Origin of the sequence: Kitasatospora sp. NPDC002965 (genome assembly GCF_040611255.1) — a bacterium.
Lineage (GTDB): Bacteria > Actinomycetota > Actinomycetes > Streptomycetales > Streptomycetaceae > Kitasatospora.
In genome coordinates, this window is the sequence record NZ_JBEXNT010000004.1 from 60,115 (window position 1) to 79,097 (window position 18,983).

Sequence of the window (18,983 nt, forward strand, 5' to 3'; positions counted from 1 at the left end):
CGCCCGTCGGGCGGCCACCGGGCCTTCGGCCCTCTGTGCTCAGCCCTCGTGCGGAGCGTAGAGGGCCTCCGTCGCCTTCGGGCTGAGCAGCGCGCCGATGCCGGTCAGGCCGATCGCGGCGACGGCCAGCGCCACGGCGGCCATCGGGCCGCCGCTCTGCCACATGTAGTACGCCACCGGCAGGCAGATCGAGTTGGTCAGCACGGCCGGGCTGCGGCCCCAGCGGCGGCCCTTGAGCAGCGCCCGGGCGGCCAGCAGCGGCAGGACGCCGAGCAGCACGATCACCAGGCCGCCGAACTCGTTCAGGGCGAGCTGCTTGGACTCGCCGGACAGCGCGGCGACCATGTCCCAGACGCCGACGACGGCCAGCGCGGCGCCCTCCAGTGCGGTGATGGCGGCGCCCAGGGTGAGCGCCGTGGGCCGCGCGGAGCCGGGCGCGGGGACGGGTGCGGTGGATTCTGCGGTCACTCCAGCAGGGTAGCCGCCGACCGGTCCGTACCGACCCGTAGGCTGAGCACATGCGCGCTCTCCTGGTCGTCAATCCGAAAGCGACCACCACCAGTGGCCGCACCAGGGATGTCCTGATCCACGCCCTGCGCAGCGACCTCAAGCTGGAGGTGGCGCAGACCGAGTACCGCGGCCACGCACGTGACCTGGCCCGCGAGGCGGTGGACGACGGCGCGGTCGACCTGGTGGTGGCGCTCGGCGGGGACGGCACCGTCAACGAGGTGGTCAACGGACTGCTCTCGCACGGCCCGGGCGAGAAGGTCCCCCGGCTGGCCGTGGTGCCCGGCGGCTCGACCAACGTGTTCGCGCGCGCCCTGGGCCTGCCCAACGACCCGGTCGAGGCGACCGGTGCGCTGCTGGCCGCCCTGGAGAGCCGCAGCGAGCGGCCGATCGGGCTGGGCAAGGCGATGACCGAGGGCCTGCCGGACCGCTGGTTCACGTTCACCGCGGGCCTCGGCTTCGACGCCGGCGTGGTCGGCCGGGTGGAGGAGCAGCGCCGGGCGGGGCGCAAGTCCACGCACGCGCTCTACGTCACCCAGGCGCTCCGGCACTTCGTCACCCAGCGTGAGCAGCGCAGATCGGGCCCGGTCACGCTGGAACTGGCGGGCCGCGCACCGGTTCCGGGCCTGGCGCTGGCGATAGTCAGCAACACCTCGCCGTGGACGTTCCTGGGCAACCGCCCGGTCTATCCCTCACCGCTCGCCTCCTTCGACGCGGACCTCGACGTCTTCGGCATCACCCGGATGACGGCGTTCGGTACGGCTCGAACGGTCCGTCAGATCCTGCGGTCGCACGGGCCTTCGAGCGATGACACCCCGCCGCCCGGCCCCTCCGGGAAGCACGTCGTCACCTATCACGACGTCCGGCACTTCACCTTGGTTTCAGAGGAACCGGCCCCATTCCAGGTCGACGGGGATCACCTTGGATCCAGGAGTCGCGTCAGTTTCACAGGCGTACGGCGGGCACTGCGTGTGATTGTGTGACTGGAAGGGGGCTTCGCCCTTCTTCTCGAACGCACAAGCCCCCTTCACTCCATAGAAGTACTGGCTGTGAGCTAGGCGACACCGAAGAATCAAAAATTCCTTCCTGAAGGGGGTTGTATCCGGGCCCGAGGTTTGCGAACCTCTACATGGCGATCGGGACACATCGCAGCGACGGCAACCTCAGAACCTGTTGGATGCCGACCGCGGAGCGTCCCTCGAACCGCCGAATCCCTCCCCAGCACAGACCTCCCGGGCCCGATGGGCCTTTGGTCTCTTTTGCTGTTGCGGGATTCGTGAAAGCGTTCACATTCACAAACCCCATCGATGACGCCGACCGGGCAGCCCCCGCCGGCAGGAGGAGTTGGACGACCATGGACTGGCGCCACCGCGCTGTCTGCCGCGAAGAGGACCCGGAGCTGTTTTTCCCGATCGGGAACACCGGTCCCGCTCTGCTGCAGATCGAGGAAGCCAAGGCCGTGTGCCGCCGCTGTCCGGTCATGGAGCAGTGCCTCCAGTGGGCCCTCGAGACCGGTCAGGACGCCGGCGTTTGGGGCGGTATGAGTGAGGACGAGCGCCGCGCGATGAAGCGCCGTGCCGCCCGCAACCGCGCCCGCACCGCCTGATCACACGCCGTAGCAGCAGTGACAGCAAGACCGATCAACACATGATCAAAGGCTTCCCTGCACTTCCTGGCGAAGCCTTCCGTACAAAGGACCTTGCTCGACGAGGTCCTGCGACACCGACCCGCCCAGGCACTTGATACTGTTCACTTAGAGCAATATTGTGGAGCTGTGGCGCTCACCGTGTGCAACGCATCGGTGTGGTGTCGCACCACTCAGAGCCCCCGTTCCGGCCGACTCCCCCCGACGGCCGGAACGGGTTGAGAGGCCCTGTCGACCCACCCCCCCCCCGGTCGACAGGGCCTCGTTTCTGTTTCCCGGTTCTGTTTCCCGGTACGAAAAAAGGCGTGCACCCGGCGCGTTCGCCGACTGCACGCCCCCTTCGCGCGTCTCTGCGCTTCCCCCGAACTTCCCCGCCCCTCCCCGGGCCCTCGCCCCGCGCCGCTCCCGGCGACTCTCAGCGGACCGGGATCTCCAGCACGACCTTCGTACCCCCGTTCGGACCGGCCACCATGTCGAAGGTGCCGCCGAGCTCACCGGTGGCCAGGGTCCGGACGATCTGCAGCCCGAGGTTGCCCGACTGCTGCGGGTCGAAGCCCTCCGGCACGCCGCGGCCGTCGTCCTGCACGGTGATCAGCAGGTACTCCTCCGGACGGGCCCCGCCGTTCCAACTGTCCGACCAGCCCATGCCGGTGGACGGCGCCCGCCCGCGCAGCGCGCTGACCTCCAGGTTCCCGGAGGAGGACGGGCCGAAGGCGTGCTCCAGCGCGTTCTGCAGCAGCTCGGTCAACACCATCGCCAGCGGGGTCGCCACCTCGGCGGAGAGGATGCCGAAGCTACCGCTGCGGCGGGTCGCCACCCGGCCGTCCTGGGAGAGCTCCATCACCATGGCCAGCACCCGGTCGGCGATCTCGTCGAAGGTCACCTTCTCGTCCAGCGCCTGGGAGAGCGTCTCGTGCACGATCGCGATCGAGCCGACCCGGCGGACCGCCTCGTCCAGCGCGGCCCGGCCGGCCTCCGACTCCATCCGGCGGGACTGCAGGCGCAACAGCGCGGCGACGGTCTGGAGGTTGTTCTTCACCCGGTGGTGGATCTCCCGGATGGTGGCGTCCTTGGTCATCAGTTCGCGGTCGCGGCGCCGCAGTTCGGTGACGTCCCGGCAGAGCACCAGTGAGCCGGTCAGGGCGCCCTTCGGCTTGAGCGGGATGGCCCGCAGGGTCACCACCCCGCCCTGGACCTCCACCTCGGTCTGCCGGGGCGCCCAGCCGCTCGCGAGCTTCACCAGCGCCTCGTGCACGGCGGCCCGGGAGGGCGGCACCAGGTCCGCGGTGGCCCGGCCCAGGTGACTGCCGACCAGGTCGGTGGTGAGGCCGAGCCGGTGGTACGCGGAGAGCGCGTTCGGGCTCGCGTAGGTGACGATGCCGTCCGCGTCGAGGCGGATCAGGCCGTCACCGACCCGGGGCGCGGCGTCCATGTCGGCCTGCTCGACGCCGGGGTACGGGAAGGTGCCGGCCGCGATCATCTGGGCCAGGTCGGAGGCGCTCTGCAGGTAGGTGAGCTCCAGCCGGCTGGGCGTCCGTACGGTCAGCAGGTTGGTGTTGCGGGCGATCACGCCGAGCACCTTGCCCTCACGGCGCACCGGGATCGACTCGACCCGGACCGGCACCTCCTCGCGCCACTCGGGGTCGCCCTCGCGCACGATCCGGCCCTCGTCGAAGGCGGCGTCCAGCAGCGGTCGGCGACCGCGCGGGACGAGGTGGCCGACCATGTCGTCCTGGTACGAGGTGGGGCCGGTGTTGGGCCGCATCTGGGCCACCGAGACGTACCGGATGCCGTCCCAGGTGGGGATCCACAGCACCAGGTCGGCGAAGGAGAGGTCGGAGAGCAGCTGCCACTCCGAGACCAGCATGTGGAGCCACTCCACATCGGCACCGGTCAGGGTGGTGTGGCGGCGGACGAGTTCGTTCAGCGAGGGCACATGGCGAGGGTAGCTCCAGGGGGCCCGGGCAGGCCCGGCGCACCCGCCGGTCGGACGCCCCCGAAGGTTGTCCAGACCAATTTTCGGGGAGCCCTGGACAACCCAGATTGGTCTAGTCCACAATGAAAGGGCACCAAGGAGAGGCCCACCGCGCAACTGCCCTGACCGCGCGAGGCCACTCCTCGGTCGGACGCCGCCGAGCGAGGACCCCGCACAGTTCTCGGTCGTCCCCGGTGCCCGACGACAGCTCCGGGCTGCGGTGCCGCATGGGTTGAGGGTCCCGTGTCGGCGCCGTGGCCCGTAGTGCTTTCCCCCTCCGGTCACCCGCGCCCGCGCCCGACGACAGCTCCGGGCTGCGGTGCCATGGGCCCCTCCTGCCCGTCGGCGGGCAAGGAGGGAGGGTTGAGGGTCCCGTGTCGGCGCCGTGGCCCGTAGTGCTTTCCGCAGGCTTCCGCCGCGCCGCGCACCGCGCGCGAAACGCCGGTCCCCCGTCCACAGGCTGTGGACGGGGGACCGGCGTTCTTCGTCCGCGGCGGCCGTCAGTGGGTCTCGGTGACCTTGGCGAGCGCGCGGGGGGCGTCCGGGTCCTGGCCGCGGGCGATGGTGACCTCGTAGGCCAGCAGCTGGAGCGGCAGGATCTCCAGGATCGGCTGGACCTCCTCGGGCACGCCGGCCGGCAGCGCGAAGCCCCCGGAGGCGGCGTCCACCTGCGCCTGCTGGCCCACCACGACCAGGTCCGCGCCGCGGCCGCGCAGCCGGTCCAGGACCGGCTGCAGTGCCTCGCCGCCCTTGCCGTCCGGCACGATCGCGATGACCGGCGAGACGTTGTCCACCATGGCCAGCGGGCCGTGCAGCAGGTCGGCGCCGGAGAACGGGGAGGCGGGGATGTAGGTGGTCTCCATGAGCTTCAGGGCCGCCTCGCGGGCGGTCGGGTAGCCGTAGCCGCGCGAGGTGATGACCAGGCGCTGGGCGAAGCGGTAGCGCTCGGCCAGGGCCTTGACCTCGCCCTGGCGGGCGAGCACCCCCGCGGCCAGCGACGGCAGGTCCTTGGCGGCCGCGCCGTCGCCGCCGCGCAGACCCTCGACGAGCAGGTAGAGGGCCAGCAGCTCGGCGGTGTAGGTCTTGGTGGCGGGCAGCGCCTTCTCGGGCCCGGCCAGCACGTCGATGTGGAACTCGGAGACCTCGGCCAGCGGCGAGCCGGCGTTGTTGGTGACCGCGAGGGTGATGGCGCCGGCCTCACGGGCCGCCTTGGTCGAGGCGACCAGGTCCGGCGAGCCGCCCGACTGGCTGACGGTGATCACCAGCACGTCCGAGAGGTCGGGCTTGGCCCCGTACGCGGTGGTGGTCGACATCGAGGTCAGCCCGGCCGGCTTGCCCAGCAGGATCTCGATCAGGTACTTGGCGTACAGCGCCGCGTTGTCCGAGGTGCCGCGCGCGGTGAGCAGGACGAAGCGCGGGTTGCGGGCAGCGATCCGGGACGCGATCTCGAAGATCTTGGGAGCGCCCTCGTCGAGGATCCGCTGCAGGACGGCCGGCTGCTCGGCCATCTCCGCCGCCATGATCCGGCCAGGGACGGTCTGCGTGTCGGACATCGTGGATGTGCCTCCGATGAGTGGTCCAACCCCGCTGGGCGGGCGTGCCCGGCGGAGACCTCTACGGCGGCGAGTCCGCACACTCGCTGCGGTGAATCTGCGGCAATCCTACGGGGGGCGTCCGCGCCGGGCACATCAGAACTCCGTCCGCGGCAGGTCCGGGCCGGCCCGGGGGCCAGGGGGCCGCGAGCGCCGGGAGCCCCTCCCCGCAGTGCGGGGAGGGGCTCCTGCCGGCCGGCCGGCCCGTCCGGTCAGCCCGCCCGTCCGGTCAGCCCGCCTTGTTGATCAGCTGGTCGATCGCGGCGTCGGCCTCCTTGGCGGCCTGGTCCACCGACTTGCCCTTGAGGATCGCGGTCAGCATGTCCGGCAGGATCTTCTGCTTCTCCACCGCGCCCCAGCCGGGGGCCAGCGGGGTGAACCAGGCGTCCGGCACGGCGTTGGCCGCGGCGGCGGTGGCCGGCTTGTTCTTCAGCGGGTTCAGCTGGGTGAGGTTGTTCGGCAGGATGTCCTTGTCGGCGAGCGCCTGCTGGGACTTGGTGCTGGTGAACATCCGGACCCAGTCGGCGGCCAGCGCCGCCGAGGGCGACTTGGACGTGACGGCGAGGGCCGAGCCGCCGATGAAGGTCGGCAGCGGCTTGCCGCCCGGGCCGGGCATGGTGGCCACCTTGACGGCGTCCTTCAGGCTCGGGTCGCCGGTGACCGGCGCGGTGACGCTGGCGGACTCGAAGCCGTTGCCGTAGAACGCCGCCGCGTGGCCGCGGGCCATCGACTCGAACTGGTTCTGCTCGTTCACCGCGAGGTCGCCCTTGTTGTACTTGCGCACCAGGTCGACGAAGTGGGTGATGCCCTGCTGGGACTTGGGGTCGCTCAGGGTGCCGTGCCAGTTGCCCGCGCTGTCGAACCGGGCGATGGCGCCGCCGTACGCGGAGACGTAGCTCATCGCGGCGTACCAGTACGGGCCCGGCAGGTAGAGCGACGAGTAGGTGCGGTCCGCCTTGTTCTTGTCGGCGACCTTGTCCAGCGCCGTGCGCAGCTCTTCCTCGGTCTTCGGGAACTCGGCGTTGCCGGTGGCCTGCTGGAAGGCGGCCGAGTTGTAGATGGCGACCCGGGCGCCCGCGTAGTACGGCACGCACCAGAGCTTGTCCTGGTAAGTGCAGGTGTTGGCGAGCGCCTTGATCCAGGAGTCGGAGTTGTCGAACGTGTTCCGCTCCACCGGGGCCAGCGCGCCGGACAGCACGTACTTCATGGTCTCGGTGTTGCCGAGCTCCACGACGTCCGGGGCGGTGCCGTCGGCGAGCGCCTTGTCCAGCTTCGTCACCTTGTCGGCCCAACCCTGGTAGGCGAGCTTCAGGGTGACGTTGGGGTACTTGGCGGCGAAGTCGTCGTTCACCCGCTGGACGAGGTCCGGCCAGCTCTTCTGGGCGTCGTCCATCAGCCAGACCGTGACGGAGCCGGTTGCGGCCTTCGGGTCCGTCGAGGCGTTCTTGGCGTCGCTTGACGCGGAGCCGCCCGACGAACAAGCCGTCAGTCCGACCGCGAGCGCCATGATTCCGGCCGTAGCCATGAGCCGACGCATCTTCACGCCATCCTCCGAGGGTGTTAGAGCCTGTGCCCGCCGGCAGCGTGGTGGCGCCCGCCGGGACGGTGTCCGGGGAGGGGCGGCGAAGAGCTTAGGGGTGGGCCTATACCACATCCGGTGAAATTGAAATTCGAACCGGATGAACTGGAGCCTGGCCTAGACCACTGACGGTGTCAACGCCAAATGGCCTGGCAGCCAGGGCCGTTGCAGACCTGTTGTACCGCGTGGCGATCAGTTGCCCCACCGTTACCCTAAGTAGAACTTAAGGGTGCCTTAAGGAGGATTTGAGGGAACACCGTCAGGTTGCGACATCGCAGGTCAACGGGGGGAAACGGCAGCGGGCCCGCCATGCGACATGCGCATGACGGGCCCGCTGGGCGCGTGCCTCCCGGCACCCTGTGTCACGGCCCGGCCGGGACTCCCCGGCCGGAGATCGGACGGTCTCAGCCGACCGCCCCCGGCTGCCCGGTGAGCACCTCCACGGCCGCCAGCCCGCAGACCCGGGCGGCACCGTGGGTGGCGATGTGCAGCGCACCGACCGGCTCGGACTGCGGCAGGCCCATCTCGACCACCGCGGCGTCCGGGCGGGCCGCCACCAGGCGGGCCAGCGCGGCGGACATCCACTCGTGCCGGTGGACGTCCCGGACCACCAGCACCAGGCGGCGGCCCTCGGCGCCGGCCAGCACCTCGGCCACCACCGTGTCCAGCACCGCCGGCTCGGCGGTCTCCGGGCCGACCTCGCGGGTCCGGGTGCCGGGGAAGCGGTCGGCCAGCATGCCGGCCACGCCCCACGGGGTGACGTCGCCGACCGCGATGTTCGGCTCGGCGGAGAACGAGGCCACGTACGGGCGCTCGGTCACCGGCAGGACCTCCCGGCCCGGCGCGCGGACCACGCGCAGCGCCCGGCGGGCCGCCCGCAGGCCGACCGCCAGGTCCGCCTCCGGCCGCTCGCCCTGGGCCGCGATCCGGCCCCAGCTGCCGAGCGCCCGCACCCGGGCGGCCGCGTCCGCGAGCCGCTCCTCGGCGAGCTTGCCGGACTGCACGCCCGCCACGATGGCGTCGCGCAGCATCAGCACGGTCGCCTCGTCGGCCAGGCCGCCGCCCACGCAGATCGCGTCCGCGCCGGCCGCCAGGGCGAGCACGGTGCCGTCGCCCATGCCGAAGGTGTCGGCGATGGCACCCATCTCGATGGCGTCGCTGACGATCAGGCCCTGGTAGCCGAGGCCGCCGTCCTCCGGGGCCGCGCGCAGCAGGTCGCGCAGCACCAGCGGGCTGAGCGTGGCGGGCAGCTTCGGGTCGAGCGCCGGGATCATGATGTGGGCCGTCATCACGGCCTTGGTCCCGGCGGCGATCGCGGCCTGGAACGGGATCAGGTCGCGGGCGCGCAGCACGTCCAGGTCGACGTCGATGACCGGCAGGCCGTGGTGCGAGTCGACCGCGGTGTCGCCGTGCCCCGGGAAGTGCTTGGAGCAGGCCGCGACACCGGCCGACTGCAGGCCCTCCACCCAGGCGGCGGTGTGCCGGGCGCACAGCTCCGGGTCGGCGCCGAACGAGCGGACGCCGATCACCGGGTTGCGCGGGTTGGAGTTGACGTCCGCGGTGGGCGCCCAGTTGTAGTTGACGCCGGCGGCGGCCAGGGCCCGGCCCAGCTCGCGGGCGACGTCCCTGGTCAGCGCCGGGTCGTCGATCGCGCCGAGCGCGAGGTTGCCGGGCCAGGACGAGCCGGAGCCCGCCTCCAGCCGGGTGACGTCGCCGCTCTCCTCGTCGATGGCGATCAGCAGGTCGGGGTTCTCGGCCCGCAGCGCCCCGGTGAGGGCGGCGAGCTGGGCGAGGTCGGCCACGTTGCGGTCGAACAGCGCGACCGAGCCCAGACCGGCCGCCAGGTGGCGGCGCAGCCACTCCGGCGGCTCGGTGCCGACGAAGCCGGGCTGGAGGACGGTCAGCGCGTCGCGGTGCAGCTGGTCGGAGGCCGGGAGGGTGGGTACGAGGATGCTCATGGCGGGATCAGCCCTTCACGGCGCCGTCGGTGAGGCCACCGACCGCCTTGCGCTGCAGGAAGACGAACAGGATCAGCACCGGCAGGGCGAACAGCGTCGAGGCGGCCATGGTGGCGCCCCAGTCGGTGCCGAAGTTGGTCTGGAAGGAGGACAGCCACAGCGGCAGCGTCTGGCCCTCGGTCTTGTTCAGGATCAGGACCAGGGGGAACTCGTTCCAGGCCGTGATGAAGCCGAACAGCGAGGTGGACATCAGGCCCGGCGCCAGCAGCGGGAAGATCACCTTCACGAAGGCCTGGGTCCGGGTGCAGCCGTCCACCATGGCCGACTCCTCCAGTTCCTTCGGCACCGCCGCGATGAATCCGCGGAGCGTGAAGATGGTGAAGGGCAGCACCATCATCATGTAGAAGGCGGTGAGCGGGACGAGGCTGTTCAGCATCTCGTTGTCGCGGGAGATCAGGTAGACCGCGATGGTCATGACCTCCCAGGGCGCCATCTGGGCCGCCATGACGACCAGCACGAAGCCCTTGCGGCCGCGGAACTTCATCCGGGCGATGGCGAAGGCCGCCAGGGTGGCGATCACCAGCGAGAGCAGCACCGCGAGGATCGTGACGATGAAGCTGTTGGCGGTGTACGTCCAGAACTTCGGCGCGTCGATGGCGGTCTTGAAGTGGTCGAAGGTCGCGTTGAGCGGCAGGAACACCGGCGTCTTGCTGACGATGTCCTTGTCCGGCTTGAACGCCGTGACGATCATCCAGTAGACGGGGAACACGAAGAAGACGAAGAGGACGACCGCGATCACGTTCGGCCAGGTGCGTCCGATGAGCGAGCGCCTCACAGCTCGTCCTCCTGCTTCAGAATGATGCGGAAGTAGTACGCCATGAGCGCACCCAGCATCAGGATGGTGAGGACCGCGATCGCGGAACCGGTGCCGTAGTGCTGGCGGCCGGTGCCCTCCAGGAAGGCGTGGATCGGCAGGGTCCGGGTGAGCCCGTCGGGACCGCCGGCCTTGATCGCGTAGATCTGCGTGAAGGCCTTGAAGATCCAGATGACCTCGAGGAAGGTCGTGGCGAGGAAGAACGGCTTGAGGTTCGGGAAGACCACCGAGGTGAAGATCTTGACCGCGCCGGCGCCGTCCATCCGGGCAGCCTCGTAGAGCTCCTTGGGGATGGTCGTCAGGGCCGCGTACATGTTGAACGCGACGAACGGGATCGAGCCCCAGACGAGCAGCAGGAGGATCACGAAGAACGTCGAGTACTGGCTGCCGGTCCAGTTGAAGGTGGCCATCGAGTGCCAGCCCAGGGTGTCCAGGAACCAGTTCACGACACCGAACCGGGTCTCGAACAGCCAGGTGTAGACGGTGGTCGCGGCGACCACCGGCATCGCCCAGGCGAGCAGCAGGCCGATCGACAGCAGCAGCCGCATCTTCTTGCCGAGCCGGTTGAGCAGCAGACCGACCAGCGAACCGCCCACCATGATCAGGAAGACGTTGAGCGCGGTGAAGGCGACGCTCCGGCCCGCGACCGACCAGAACTCGGGGTCGCTGAGCTGCTCGGTGTAGTTCTCGAAGCCGTTCCACTCGGTCAGGTGCTGGACGAGCTGGCGCGCGTTCAGGTTCTGGAACGAGACCAGGACGGTCTTCAGCAGGGGCCAGCCGAGCAGGGCCAGGGTGGCCACGGTGGCGGGCAGGAGCAGCAGGTACGGCGCGAACCGCGAGCCGAAGCTCGGGCCGTCCGCCGGTCTGGCGCTCTTCTTCGGGGTGCCGGCGCCGCCACCGCGGTGGGCGCTCGTCTCAGTAGTGGCCACAGCAGCCTTCCCCGATGCCGGGGACTGTGTCTGCACCCGCTCCGAATGCACAGCCATCGTTCTCTCTTCCTGACAACCTGACCACGACGGACAGGCGTCGCCCACCGGCTCCCCGCCGGGAGTCGGTGAGCGACGCCGCTCGACTGTTACTGCTTGGCGTTCAGACGCTTGGCGATCTCGTCGTCGGCCTTCTTGGCCGCCGCCGCGTAGTCACCGGTCAGAGCGTTGGTCAGGAACTCCTTGATCGGGTTCGGCTCGTTCTCGACGGCCGCCCAGTTCGGCGTGGTCGGGGTGATGCCACCCACGACGGCCGCGTCCTTGGCGGCGGTGGCGAAGTCACCGACGACCTTGTCGTTGAGCGCCTTCTTGTTCGGGATGAGACCCGCCGCGGCGACCAGGCCCTCGTTCTTGTCGTTCAGGGCGACGGCCAGGAAGTCCTTGGCCATCTCGGAGTTCTTGCTCGCCTGGGCGATGGCCAGGTTCGAGCCGCCGAGGAACACGCCGGAGGGCTTGTCGGCGGTCTTGCCCGGGAGCGGGAAGAAGCCGATCTTGTCCTTCGGGATGGCCTTCTCGTCCGGGAGCTCCCAGCCGAGGCCGATGATCGAGCCGACGTCGCCCTTGCCGAAGACGTCCTTCTGCTGCGGCTTGGCCTCGTCCTTGTCCTTGGCGCCGGTGACCGACTTGCCCTGGATGGTCTTGTAGGTCTCGAAGGCCTTCTGCGCCTCGGGGGACGACAGGCCGCCGACCCACTTGTCGCCGTCCTTCTTCGCCAGCTTGCCACCCTCGGTGGTGAGCAGACCGAAGTAGACGTACCACTCCTGGCCCGGCATGTACAGCGGGTCGGCGACACCGGGGGTGGCCTTGAGCTTGTCCAGCGCGGCGTAGAACTCGTCCAGGGTCTTCGGGGTGGCGGTCAGACCGGCCTTGGCCCAGAGGTCCTTGTTGTACGCGACGACGCGGTTGGTGACGTACCACGGGGCGGCGTACTGCTTGCCGTCCAGGATCGCCGACTCGCTCTGGTTGGCGGCCCAGTCGGCACCGCCGATGGCGGCCTTGTCCTTGGTGATGTCCAGAAGGCCACCGGTGGCGGCGTACCCGGCGGTCTGGGTGTTGCCGACCTCCAGGACGTCGACGGAGCCCTCGGAGAGCGCGGCGGTGACCTTGGGGCCGATGCCGGTCCACTCCTGGACCTGGAACTCGACCTTGGAGCCCGCGTACTTGGACTCGAACTCGGTCTTCACCGAGTCCTCCCAGCCCTTGGGGGCCGAGCCACTCATCAGCCAGACCTTGAGCGTCTTGCCGCTGTAGTCCTTCTTGCCATCGGCCGCGGTGGACGAACCGGTCTTGGTGTCGTCCTTCTTCGCGTCCGAGCCACAAGCCGCGAGACCAACAACCATGGCCGCGACGCCGACTGCCGCAATGAGCTGACGCTTCACGCCATCCTCCTGAGGGATGCCTGGGTTACCCCCGTCGGGTGGCTGCGGCGGACCCACACAATGCGGGAGGAAAGGTGCCGCGGACCCCAGCGAACGGGTGGGGGGATTCATAGTGACCGGCCTAGTGGTGTAGACCAGATGCCTGGAGCTTGGCCTAGACCAATGGGCCTGTCAACGGCTGTTCGACCGATCAGGACCACCCGTTATCAAGCCGACACCGCACATCGTTCATCGCGTGATGAGGTATTCGTTCCGTAGCCATACATGCAACGATGTGAGTTGTTAATGATGCGGCGGGGCCCCCAAAAGCCCCGCGAGAAGCGGGAGACAGGTCCGATGAGCAGCGACGGGGGCAGCACGGCCCAGGTCAACGACCCCCAGGTGAAGAACCTACCGACGCAGGGCGGCGCAGACCCGACGGCCCGGGTGCCCAAGTACTACGGCCTCAAGCGCCACCTGCTGCAGCTCACCGAGACCCAGCCCGCGGGGACCCCGGTTCCGCCCGAACGGGCACTGGCGGCCCAGTTCGACACCTCCCGCACCACCGTCCGGCAGGCCCTCCAGGAGCTGGTCGTCGAGGGCCGGCTGGAGCGCATCCAGGGCAAGGGCACCTTCGTCGCCAAGCCCAAGGTGGCGCAGGCCCTCCAGCTCACCTCCTACACCGAGGACATGCGCGCCCAGGGCCTGGAGCCCACCTCCCGGCTGATCGAGATCGGCTACATCACCGCCGACGACCGGCTGGCCCCGCTGCTGGACATCAAGCCCGGCGGCCGGGTGCTGCGGATCGAGCGCCTCCGGCTGGCCAACGGCGACCCGATGGCCATCGAGGTCGCCCACCTCTCCGCCAAGCGCTTCCCCGCCCTGCGCCGCAACCTGGCCAAGCACAACTCGCTGTACACGGCCCTGCGCGAGGTGTACGGCGTCACCGTGGCCGAGGCCGAGGAGACCATCGAGACCACCCTCGCCGACCCGCGCGAGGCCGGACTGCTCGGCTCCGACCTCGGCCTGCCGATGCTCCAGCTCGCCCGGCACTCCTTCGACGCCGAGGGCAACCCGGTGGAGTGGGTCCGCTCGATCTACCGCGGTGACCGCTACAAGTTCATCACCCGCCTCAAGCGGCCGGAGCTGCCCGAGTAGCCGCACCCCTCCTCCGTGCTTCCGGGCATCGGCGTGCACTCCCCGCACACGCCGGTGCCCGTTCCGTTTGCCCGGCGCGCGCACCCCTCCTCCGCGCCCGTCCGCCTACCGGCGCGCGTTCCACTGGCCAGGCGTGCGGGGCACCCACCCGGCGTGCGCACCACGGGGGTGGCGCGCACATCGCCCGGATGGCGGGAAGTTGCGCGAACCCAGTGACACGGGTCACTCCATGCTCTAGATTCCGCATCCGTACTGACTGTCGATCACCACTGGTGCTGCTCGGCGGACCCGCGGGGGGTGTGCGACTCCTCGGGGTTGCGGCGCCGACGAGGTGAAACCCTCCGAAGCGGAGCCGAACCATGTCGTCAGACCTCGATACCGACCAACCTGTCATGCCCGAGCCAGAAGGCCCCCCGGACCTCCCGGCGGTCACCCCCGAGCGGGTGCTGGCCGCGCTCGCCCTGCTGGTGCCGATCGTCGCGATGCTCTGGGTGGGCTCGTACGACAAGCTCGACCCCGAAGCCGGCGGAGTGCCCTTCTTCTACTGGTACCAGTTGCTCTGGGTCCCGGTCTCGGCCGTCTTCACGGTCGCGGCCTACCTGCTGATCAACCGGGACGAGAAGGCCCGCCGGGCCGCCCGGAAGGCGGGTGGCGCCCGATGAACGGGGTCAACGTGCCCGCGCTGGCGGTCTTCGTCCTCTTCTTCGCGCTGGTCACCGTGATGGGCTTCCTCGCCTCCCGGTGGCGCCGCGCCGACAACGCGCTCCACCTCGACGAGTGGGGCCTCGGCGGGCGCAGCTTCGGGACCTGGGTCACCTGGTTCCTGCTCGGCGGCGACCTCTATACCGCGTACACCTTCGTCGCCGTCCCGGCCGCCGTCTACGCGACCGGCGCGGCGGGGTTCTTCGCGGTGCCGTACACGATCGTCGCCTACCCGCTGGTCTTCCTCTTCCTGCCCCGGCTCTGGTCGGTCTCCCGGGTCCACGGGTACGTCACGCCGGCCGACTTCGTCCGCGGGCGGTACGGCTCCAAGCCGCTCTCGCTGGTGGTCGCGCTCACCGGCATCCTCGCCACCATGCCGTACATCGCCCTCCAGCTGGTCGGCATCCAGGCGGTGCTGGACGTCCTGGGCGTGGGCGGCGGCGAGAACGCCAACTGGTTCGTCAAGGACCTGCCGCTGTTCATCGCCTTCGGCGTGCTGGCCGCGTACACCTACTCCTCCGGGCTGCGGGCCCCCGCGCTGATCGCCTTCGTCAAGGACGCCCTGATCTACGTCGTGATCATCGTCGCGGTGATCTACATCCCGATCCGGCTCGGCGGCTTCGGTCACATCTTCGACGTGGCGGGCGAGAAGTTCGCCGCGCCGAAGGCGACCGGCTCGCTCACCGTGCCGGAGAACAAGCAGTGGACGTACGCGACGCTGGCGCTCGGCTCCGCGATGGCGCTGTTCATGTACCCGCACTCGGTGACCGGCGTGCTGGCCTCCAAGTCCCGCAACACCGTCCGCCGGAACATGGCGATCATGCCCGCCTACTCGCTGATGCTGGGGCTGCTCGCGCTGCTGGGGTTCATGGCGATCGCGGCCGGGGTCGGCAAGGGCGACAAGACGTTCAACACCCAGCTGTCGGTGCCGCAGCTGTTCGAGAACATGTTCCCGGACTGGTTCACCGGCGTCGCCTTCGCGGCGATCGGGATCGGCGCGCTCGTGCCGGCCGCCATCATGTCGATCGCGGCGGCCAACCTCTTCACCCGCAACGTCTACAAGGAGTACCTGAAGCCCGACGCCACTCCCGCCGACGAGACCCGGGTGGCCAAGTTCGTCTCGCTGCTGGTGAAGGTCGGCGCGCTGGTGTTCGTGCTCGGCATGGACAAGCAGGCCGCGATCAACCTGCAGCTGCTCGGCGGCCTCTGGATCCTGCAGACCTTCGTCGCGATCGTCGGCGGCCTGTTCACCCGCTGGTTCCACCACTGGGCGCTGCTGGCCGGCTGGGCGGCCGGCATGGTCTACGGCACCTGGAAGGCGTACAGCATCGCCAGCCCGGCCACCAAGCACTTCGGCGGCAACTCGGCCGAGATCCCCGGCATCGGCGAGATCGGCTACATCGGGCTCACCGCCTTCGTGCTCAACCTGCTGGTCTCGGTCGCGCTCACCCTGGCGCTGCGGGCCGCCAAGGCCCCGGAGAGCCCGGACGAGACCCGGCCGGCCGACTACGGCGCCGAGAGCGGCGACGAGGAGCCGAGGAACGCGCCGGAGCCCGTGACGGCGCATTGACGCACCCCGTGCGCGCCCTGTGATCGCGCCGTCTCCTCCGTCAACACTGGAGAGGCGGCGCGATCATATGTATGAACAGCCGCACGGACAGGGCACCAACAGGGCACCACCAGACCGGACCGGAACCGGCCGGCAACTGACCGACCCACGGGGAGCAGCGGCGATGGCAGAACTCGGCACCACGCTCAACGGTCAACACCTCTCCACCACCACCCACCCACCCGGCGCGACGGCCACCGGCCTGCCGTCCGTCCTGATCGCCACCCGCCACGGCGAGTCCACCGCCAACGTCGAGTTCCAGCTCGCCGAGGCCGTCGGCGCGCTCAGCGTGCCGATCAGCTGCCGGGACGCGGACATCCCGCTCTCCCTCCACGGCCAGCAGCAGGCCCACGCCCTCGGCCGCTGGTGGGCCGGCCTGCCCAGCGCCGACCGCCCGCGCAGCGTCTGGTGCTCGCCGTACGTGCGCACCGCCGAGACCGCCCGGATCGCGCTCGCCCAGGCCGCCGGGCTCGGCGCCGTCCCGGTCTCCCTCGCCGTCCGCTACGACGAGCGGCTGCGCGACCGCGAACTCGGCATCCTGGAGATGCTGCCCAAGGCCGCCATCGAGGCCAAGCACCCCGAGGAGGCGGCCCGGCGGCGCAAGATGGGCGAGCTGTACTACCGCCCGCCCGGCGGGGAGTCCTGGGCGGACGTGGCGCTGCGGGTGCGCAGCGTGCTGCGCGACATCTGCGCCGAGGAGGCCGGCCGGCCCGTCCTGCTGGTCGCCCACGACTGCACCGTGCTGATGCTGAGGTACGCGCTGGACCGGCTCACCGAGGCGCAGCTGACCGCGCTGGAGCCGGTGCGGAACTGCTCCACCAGCCTCTGGCGGGCGGAGGGCGACCGGCTGCGGCCCGCGCACTGGAACGACACGGGGCACCTGGGCGACGGGGAGTGACCCCCGCGGCCCGGGCCTGAGCGGCGCCGGCCCGAGCGGCACCGGCCGGCGGGGCGCCCGGGCCGCTCAGGCCGGCGCCGGGCGGCCGGGTACGGGACGGCCGGGTACGGGACGGCCGGGTACGGGGCGGACCGCGCGGGCGGCCGGCACGGACGGCCCGGTGGCCCGGCCGTCGGAGGTCTCGGGCTCGGCGAAGCAGCGGCGGTACGCCAGCGGGGTGGTCCCCAGCCGGCGGCCGAAGTGGTGCCGCAGGGTGGCCGCGTTGCCGAAGCCGCAGCGGGCGGCGATCGCGTCCACCGGCTCCGTGGTCGACTCCAGCAGCCGCTGTGCGAGCAGCAGCCGCTGCCCGGTCAGCCAGCGGTGCGGGGTGGTGCCGGTCTCCTGCTGGAAGCGGCGGGCGAACGTGCGCGGCGACATGTGGACCCGGGCGGCCAGCTGCTCGACGGTCGACTCCCGGTCCAGGTGGTGACGCATCCAGTCGAGCAGCGGCGCGAGCGAGTCCCCGTCGTGCTCCGGCATCGGCCGGTTCACGAACTGCGCCTGTCCGCCCTCCCGGTGCGGGGCCACCACCATCCGCCGGGCGATCCCGCGGGCCACCTCGGCGCCCTGCATCCGGCGCACCAGGTGGAGGCAGGCGTCGATGCCGGCCGCCGTCCCGGCCGAGGTGATCACCGGGTCGTCGTCCACGTACAGGACGTCCGGCTCGACCGTGGTCAGCGGGAAGCGCGAGGCCAGCTCCGCCGTGTGCCGCCAGTGCGTGGTGGAGCGGCGGCCGTCGAGCAGGCCGGCGGCGCCGAGCACGAAGGCTCCGCTGCAGATGGAGAGCACCCGGGCGCCGCCCTCGACGGCCGCCCGGACCGCGTCCACCAGCGGAGCCGGGTACTCGGGGCGGACGCCGGTCGCGGTGACCACGACGAGGTCGGCCTCGGCGAGGCGCTCGGGGCCGTGCGGGACGTCGACGGAGAAGCCGGCGTGCGTCCGGTGCAGGCCGGGGCGGGCGCCCGCGATCGCGAAGTCGTACCCGGGCAGGCCGTCCGCGCTGCGGTCCAGGCCGAACACCTCGCAGGCGACACCGAGCTCGAAGGGGTGGAGCTCTTCGAGGACCACCGCGACCACGTTCTTGAGCATGCCCCCAGGATAGGACGACCGCTGGCAGTTTTTCGATGCATTAAGGCATTCCTGCCACTCGTAGGCGTCCGGCGACACGAGCAGAGTGAAGTCATGGATTCCGACACCATCGCCAGCGCACTCGCCCTGGTCGGGGCCGTCGGCGGAATCGGCCTGCTCGGCGCCCTGATCGGACGCGAGGTGGCGCAGCAGGACGCCGCCGGACGCGACAACTGGCACCGCCCGGGCGGCTACCCCGTCGACCCCGCCCTGCCCGACCGGCTCTACGGCACCATGCCCGCCGCCTCCCTCCGCCCGTCCGCCGACCCCGCCACCGCCCCCTCCGCTCCCCCCACTGCCGCCGGCGACCGCGTCGGTCCGTCCACGGCCGACCCGGCGACCGGCGCCGGCAGCGGTTCCGGCACACTGACCGGATGGACATCGCCATCCGCCCGGCCCGCGCCGAGGACTTCGAGGACGCCGGCCGCATCACCGTCGAGGCCTTCGTCGGTGACGGGCACACCTCGCCCGAGAGCGACTACGTCCACCTCCTGCGCGACGCCGCCCGCCGGGCCCGGGAGGCCGAACTCCTCGTCGCGGTCGACGCGGCCGAAGGACGGGTGCTCGGCTGCGTGACCTTCGCGGTCGGCGGCACCGAGTGGGCCGACATCGCGACCCCCGAGGAGGGCGAGATCCGGATGCTCGCCACCTCGGCGGCCGCCCGCGGGCGGGGCGTCGGCGAGGCCCTGGTCCGCGCGGCGCTCACCCGCAGCCGCGAGCTCGGCCTGGCCGGGATGGCCTTCTCCACCCGCCCGGAGATGACCACCGCCCACCGCATCTACCGGCGGGTCGGCTTCCGCCGGTCCCCGGACCGCGACTGGTCGCCGTACCCGGGCGTGGATCTGATGGTGTACAGCCTGGCGTTCTGACGCCCGCTCCGGCCCCGGTTCCGGGTGGCCGGCCGACGATCAACCGGGGTCTTTTGATATAAACCTCTGATCGAGACACCTCGCGGCAGCCCATCGATCGGGGGAG

General features: G+C 70.8%; 16 protein-coding genes. 7 read left to right on the plus strand and 9 right to left on the minus strand.

The features are described 5' to 3' along the window. Positions 1-39 precede the first annotated feature (39 nt). Entirely contained in the window at positions 40-468 is a 429-nt protein-coding gene (locus ABZY91_RS03110) for a hypothetical protein (RefSeq protein ID WP_355399375.1), read from the minus strand. 50 nt (positions 469-518) lie between these two features. Between ABZY91_RS03110 and ABZY91_RS03115 the strand changes: the two genes are divergently transcribed. Both ABZY91_RS03115 and ABZY91_RS03120 read left to right on the plus strand, forming a co-directional pair. Next, the gene (locus tag ABZY91_RS03115; RefSeq protein ID WP_329883100.1) at positions 519-1,490 is read left to right on the plus strand and encodes a diacylglycerol kinase family protein; all 972 of its coding nucleotides are present in this window, start codon (positions 519-521) and stop codon (positions 1,488-1,490) included. 371 nt (positions 1,491-1,861) lie between these two features. After that, the gene (locus ABZY91_RS03120) at positions 1,862-2,113 is read left to right on the plus strand and encodes a WhiB family transcriptional regulator (RefSeq protein WP_014138019.1); all 252 of its coding nucleotides are present in this window, start codon (positions 1,862-1,864) and stop codon (positions 2,111-2,113) included. 454 nt (positions 2,114-2,567) lie between these two features. Here ABZY91_RS03120 and ABZY91_RS03125 read toward each other — a convergent pair whose 3' ends face one another. The 7 genes from ABZY91_RS03125 to ABZY91_RS03155 all read right to left on the minus strand — a co-directional run bounded on the left by ABZY91_RS03125 (position 2,568) and on the right by ABZY91_RS03155 (position 12,495). After that, positions 2,568-4,088: a PAS domain-containing sensor histidine kinase gene (locus tag ABZY91_RS03125; protein ID WP_329883101.1), complete on the minus strand. Its 1,521-nt coding sequence runs from the start codon at positions 4,086-4,088 to the stop codon at positions 2,568-2,570. Between the two features lie 539 nt (positions 4,089-4,627). Further along, positions 4,628-5,680 (minus strand): SIS domain-containing protein, encoded by a 1,053-nt coding sequence (locus ABZY91_RS03130; RefSeq protein WP_355399378.1) that lies wholly within the window; start codon positions 5,678-5,680, stop codon positions 4,628-4,630. 268 nt (positions 5,681-5,948) lie between these two features. After that, positions 5,949-7,244, minus strand: a complete 1,296-nt coding sequence (locus ABZY91_RS03135; RefSeq protein ID WP_355399380.1) for an extracellular solute-binding protein — start codon at positions 7,242-7,244, stop codon at positions 5,949-5,951. A 458-nt stretch (positions 7,245-7,702) separates the two neighbouring features. Next, a complete protein-coding gene (locus ABZY91_RS03140; RefSeq protein WP_355399382.1) occupies positions 7,703-9,256 on the minus strand; it encodes a glycoside hydrolase family 3 protein in 1,554 nt (517 codons plus the stop codon). A gap of 7 nt (positions 9,257-9,263) precedes the next feature. Continuing rightward, the gene (locus tag ABZY91_RS03145; RefSeq protein ID WP_329883105.1) at positions 9,264-10,091 is read right to left on the minus strand and encodes a carbohydrate ABC transporter permease; all 828 of its coding nucleotides are present in this window, start codon (positions 10,089-10,091) and stop codon (positions 9,264-9,266) included. Further along, positions 10,088-11,116 (minus strand): sugar ABC transporter permease, encoded by a 1,029-nt coding sequence (locus tag ABZY91_RS03150; RefSeq protein ID WP_355399385.1) that lies wholly within the window; start codon positions 11,114-11,116, stop codon positions 10,088-10,090. The genes ABZY91_RS03145 and ABZY91_RS03150 overlap by 4 nt, the downstream gene beginning before the upstream one ends. Positions 11,117-11,205: 89 nt before the next feature. After that, positions 11,206-12,495, minus strand: a complete 1,290-nt coding sequence (locus ABZY91_RS03155) for an extracellular solute-binding protein (protein ID WP_355399387.1) — start codon at positions 12,493-12,495, stop codon at positions 11,206-11,208. Between the two features lie 336 nt (positions 12,496-12,831). Between ABZY91_RS03155 and ABZY91_RS03160 the strand changes: the two genes are divergently transcribed. The 4 genes from ABZY91_RS03160 to ABZY91_RS03175 all read left to right on the plus strand — a co-directional run bounded on the left by ABZY91_RS03160 (position 12,832) and on the right by ABZY91_RS03175 (position 16,841). Next, the gene (locus tag ABZY91_RS03160; RefSeq protein WP_329883108.1) at positions 12,832-13,632 is read left to right on the plus strand and encodes a GntR family transcriptional regulator; all 801 of its coding nucleotides are present in this window, start codon (positions 12,832-12,834) and stop codon (positions 13,630-13,632) included. Between the two features lie 392 nt (positions 13,633-14,024). Next, on the plus strand, positions 14,025-14,294 hold the full coding sequence (locus tag ABZY91_RS03165; protein ID WP_329883109.1) for a DUF3311 domain-containing protein: 270 nt from the start codon (positions 14,025-14,027) through the stop codon (positions 14,292-14,294). Next, a complete protein-coding gene (gene mctP / locus ABZY91_RS03170) occupies positions 14,291-15,904 on the plus strand; it encodes a monocarboxylate uptake permease MctP (RefSeq protein ID WP_329883110.1) in 1,614 nt (537 codons plus the stop codon). The genes ABZY91_RS03165 and mctP overlap by 4 nt, the downstream gene beginning before the upstream one ends. Positions 15,905-16,067: 163 nt before the next feature. Then, the gene (locus ABZY91_RS03175; protein ID WP_329883111.1) at positions 16,068-16,841 is read left to right on the plus strand and encodes a histidine phosphatase family protein; all 774 of its coding nucleotides are present in this window, start codon (positions 16,068-16,070) and stop codon (positions 16,839-16,841) included. A 66-nt stretch (positions 16,842-16,907) separates the two neighbouring features. Here ABZY91_RS03175 and ABZY91_RS03180 read toward each other — a convergent pair whose 3' ends face one another. Beyond that, positions 16,908-17,969: a helix-turn-helix domain-containing protein gene (locus tag ABZY91_RS03180; RefSeq protein WP_355399390.1), complete on the minus strand. Its 1,062-nt coding sequence runs from the start codon at positions 17,967-17,969 to the stop codon at positions 16,908-16,910. Between the two features lie 413 nt (positions 17,970-18,382). On the opposite strand from ABZY91_RS03180, the gene ABZY91_RS03185 reads away from it, so the two are divergent. Further along, positions 18,383-18,877 carry an N-acetyltransferase gene (locus tag ABZY91_RS03185; protein ID WP_329952274.1) on the plus strand — a complete coding sequence of 165 codons (495 nt, stop codon included), beginning with the start codon at positions 18,383-18,385 and terminating at the stop codon, positions 18,875-18,877. The last annotated feature ends 106 nt before the right edge of the window (positions 18,878-18,983 follow it).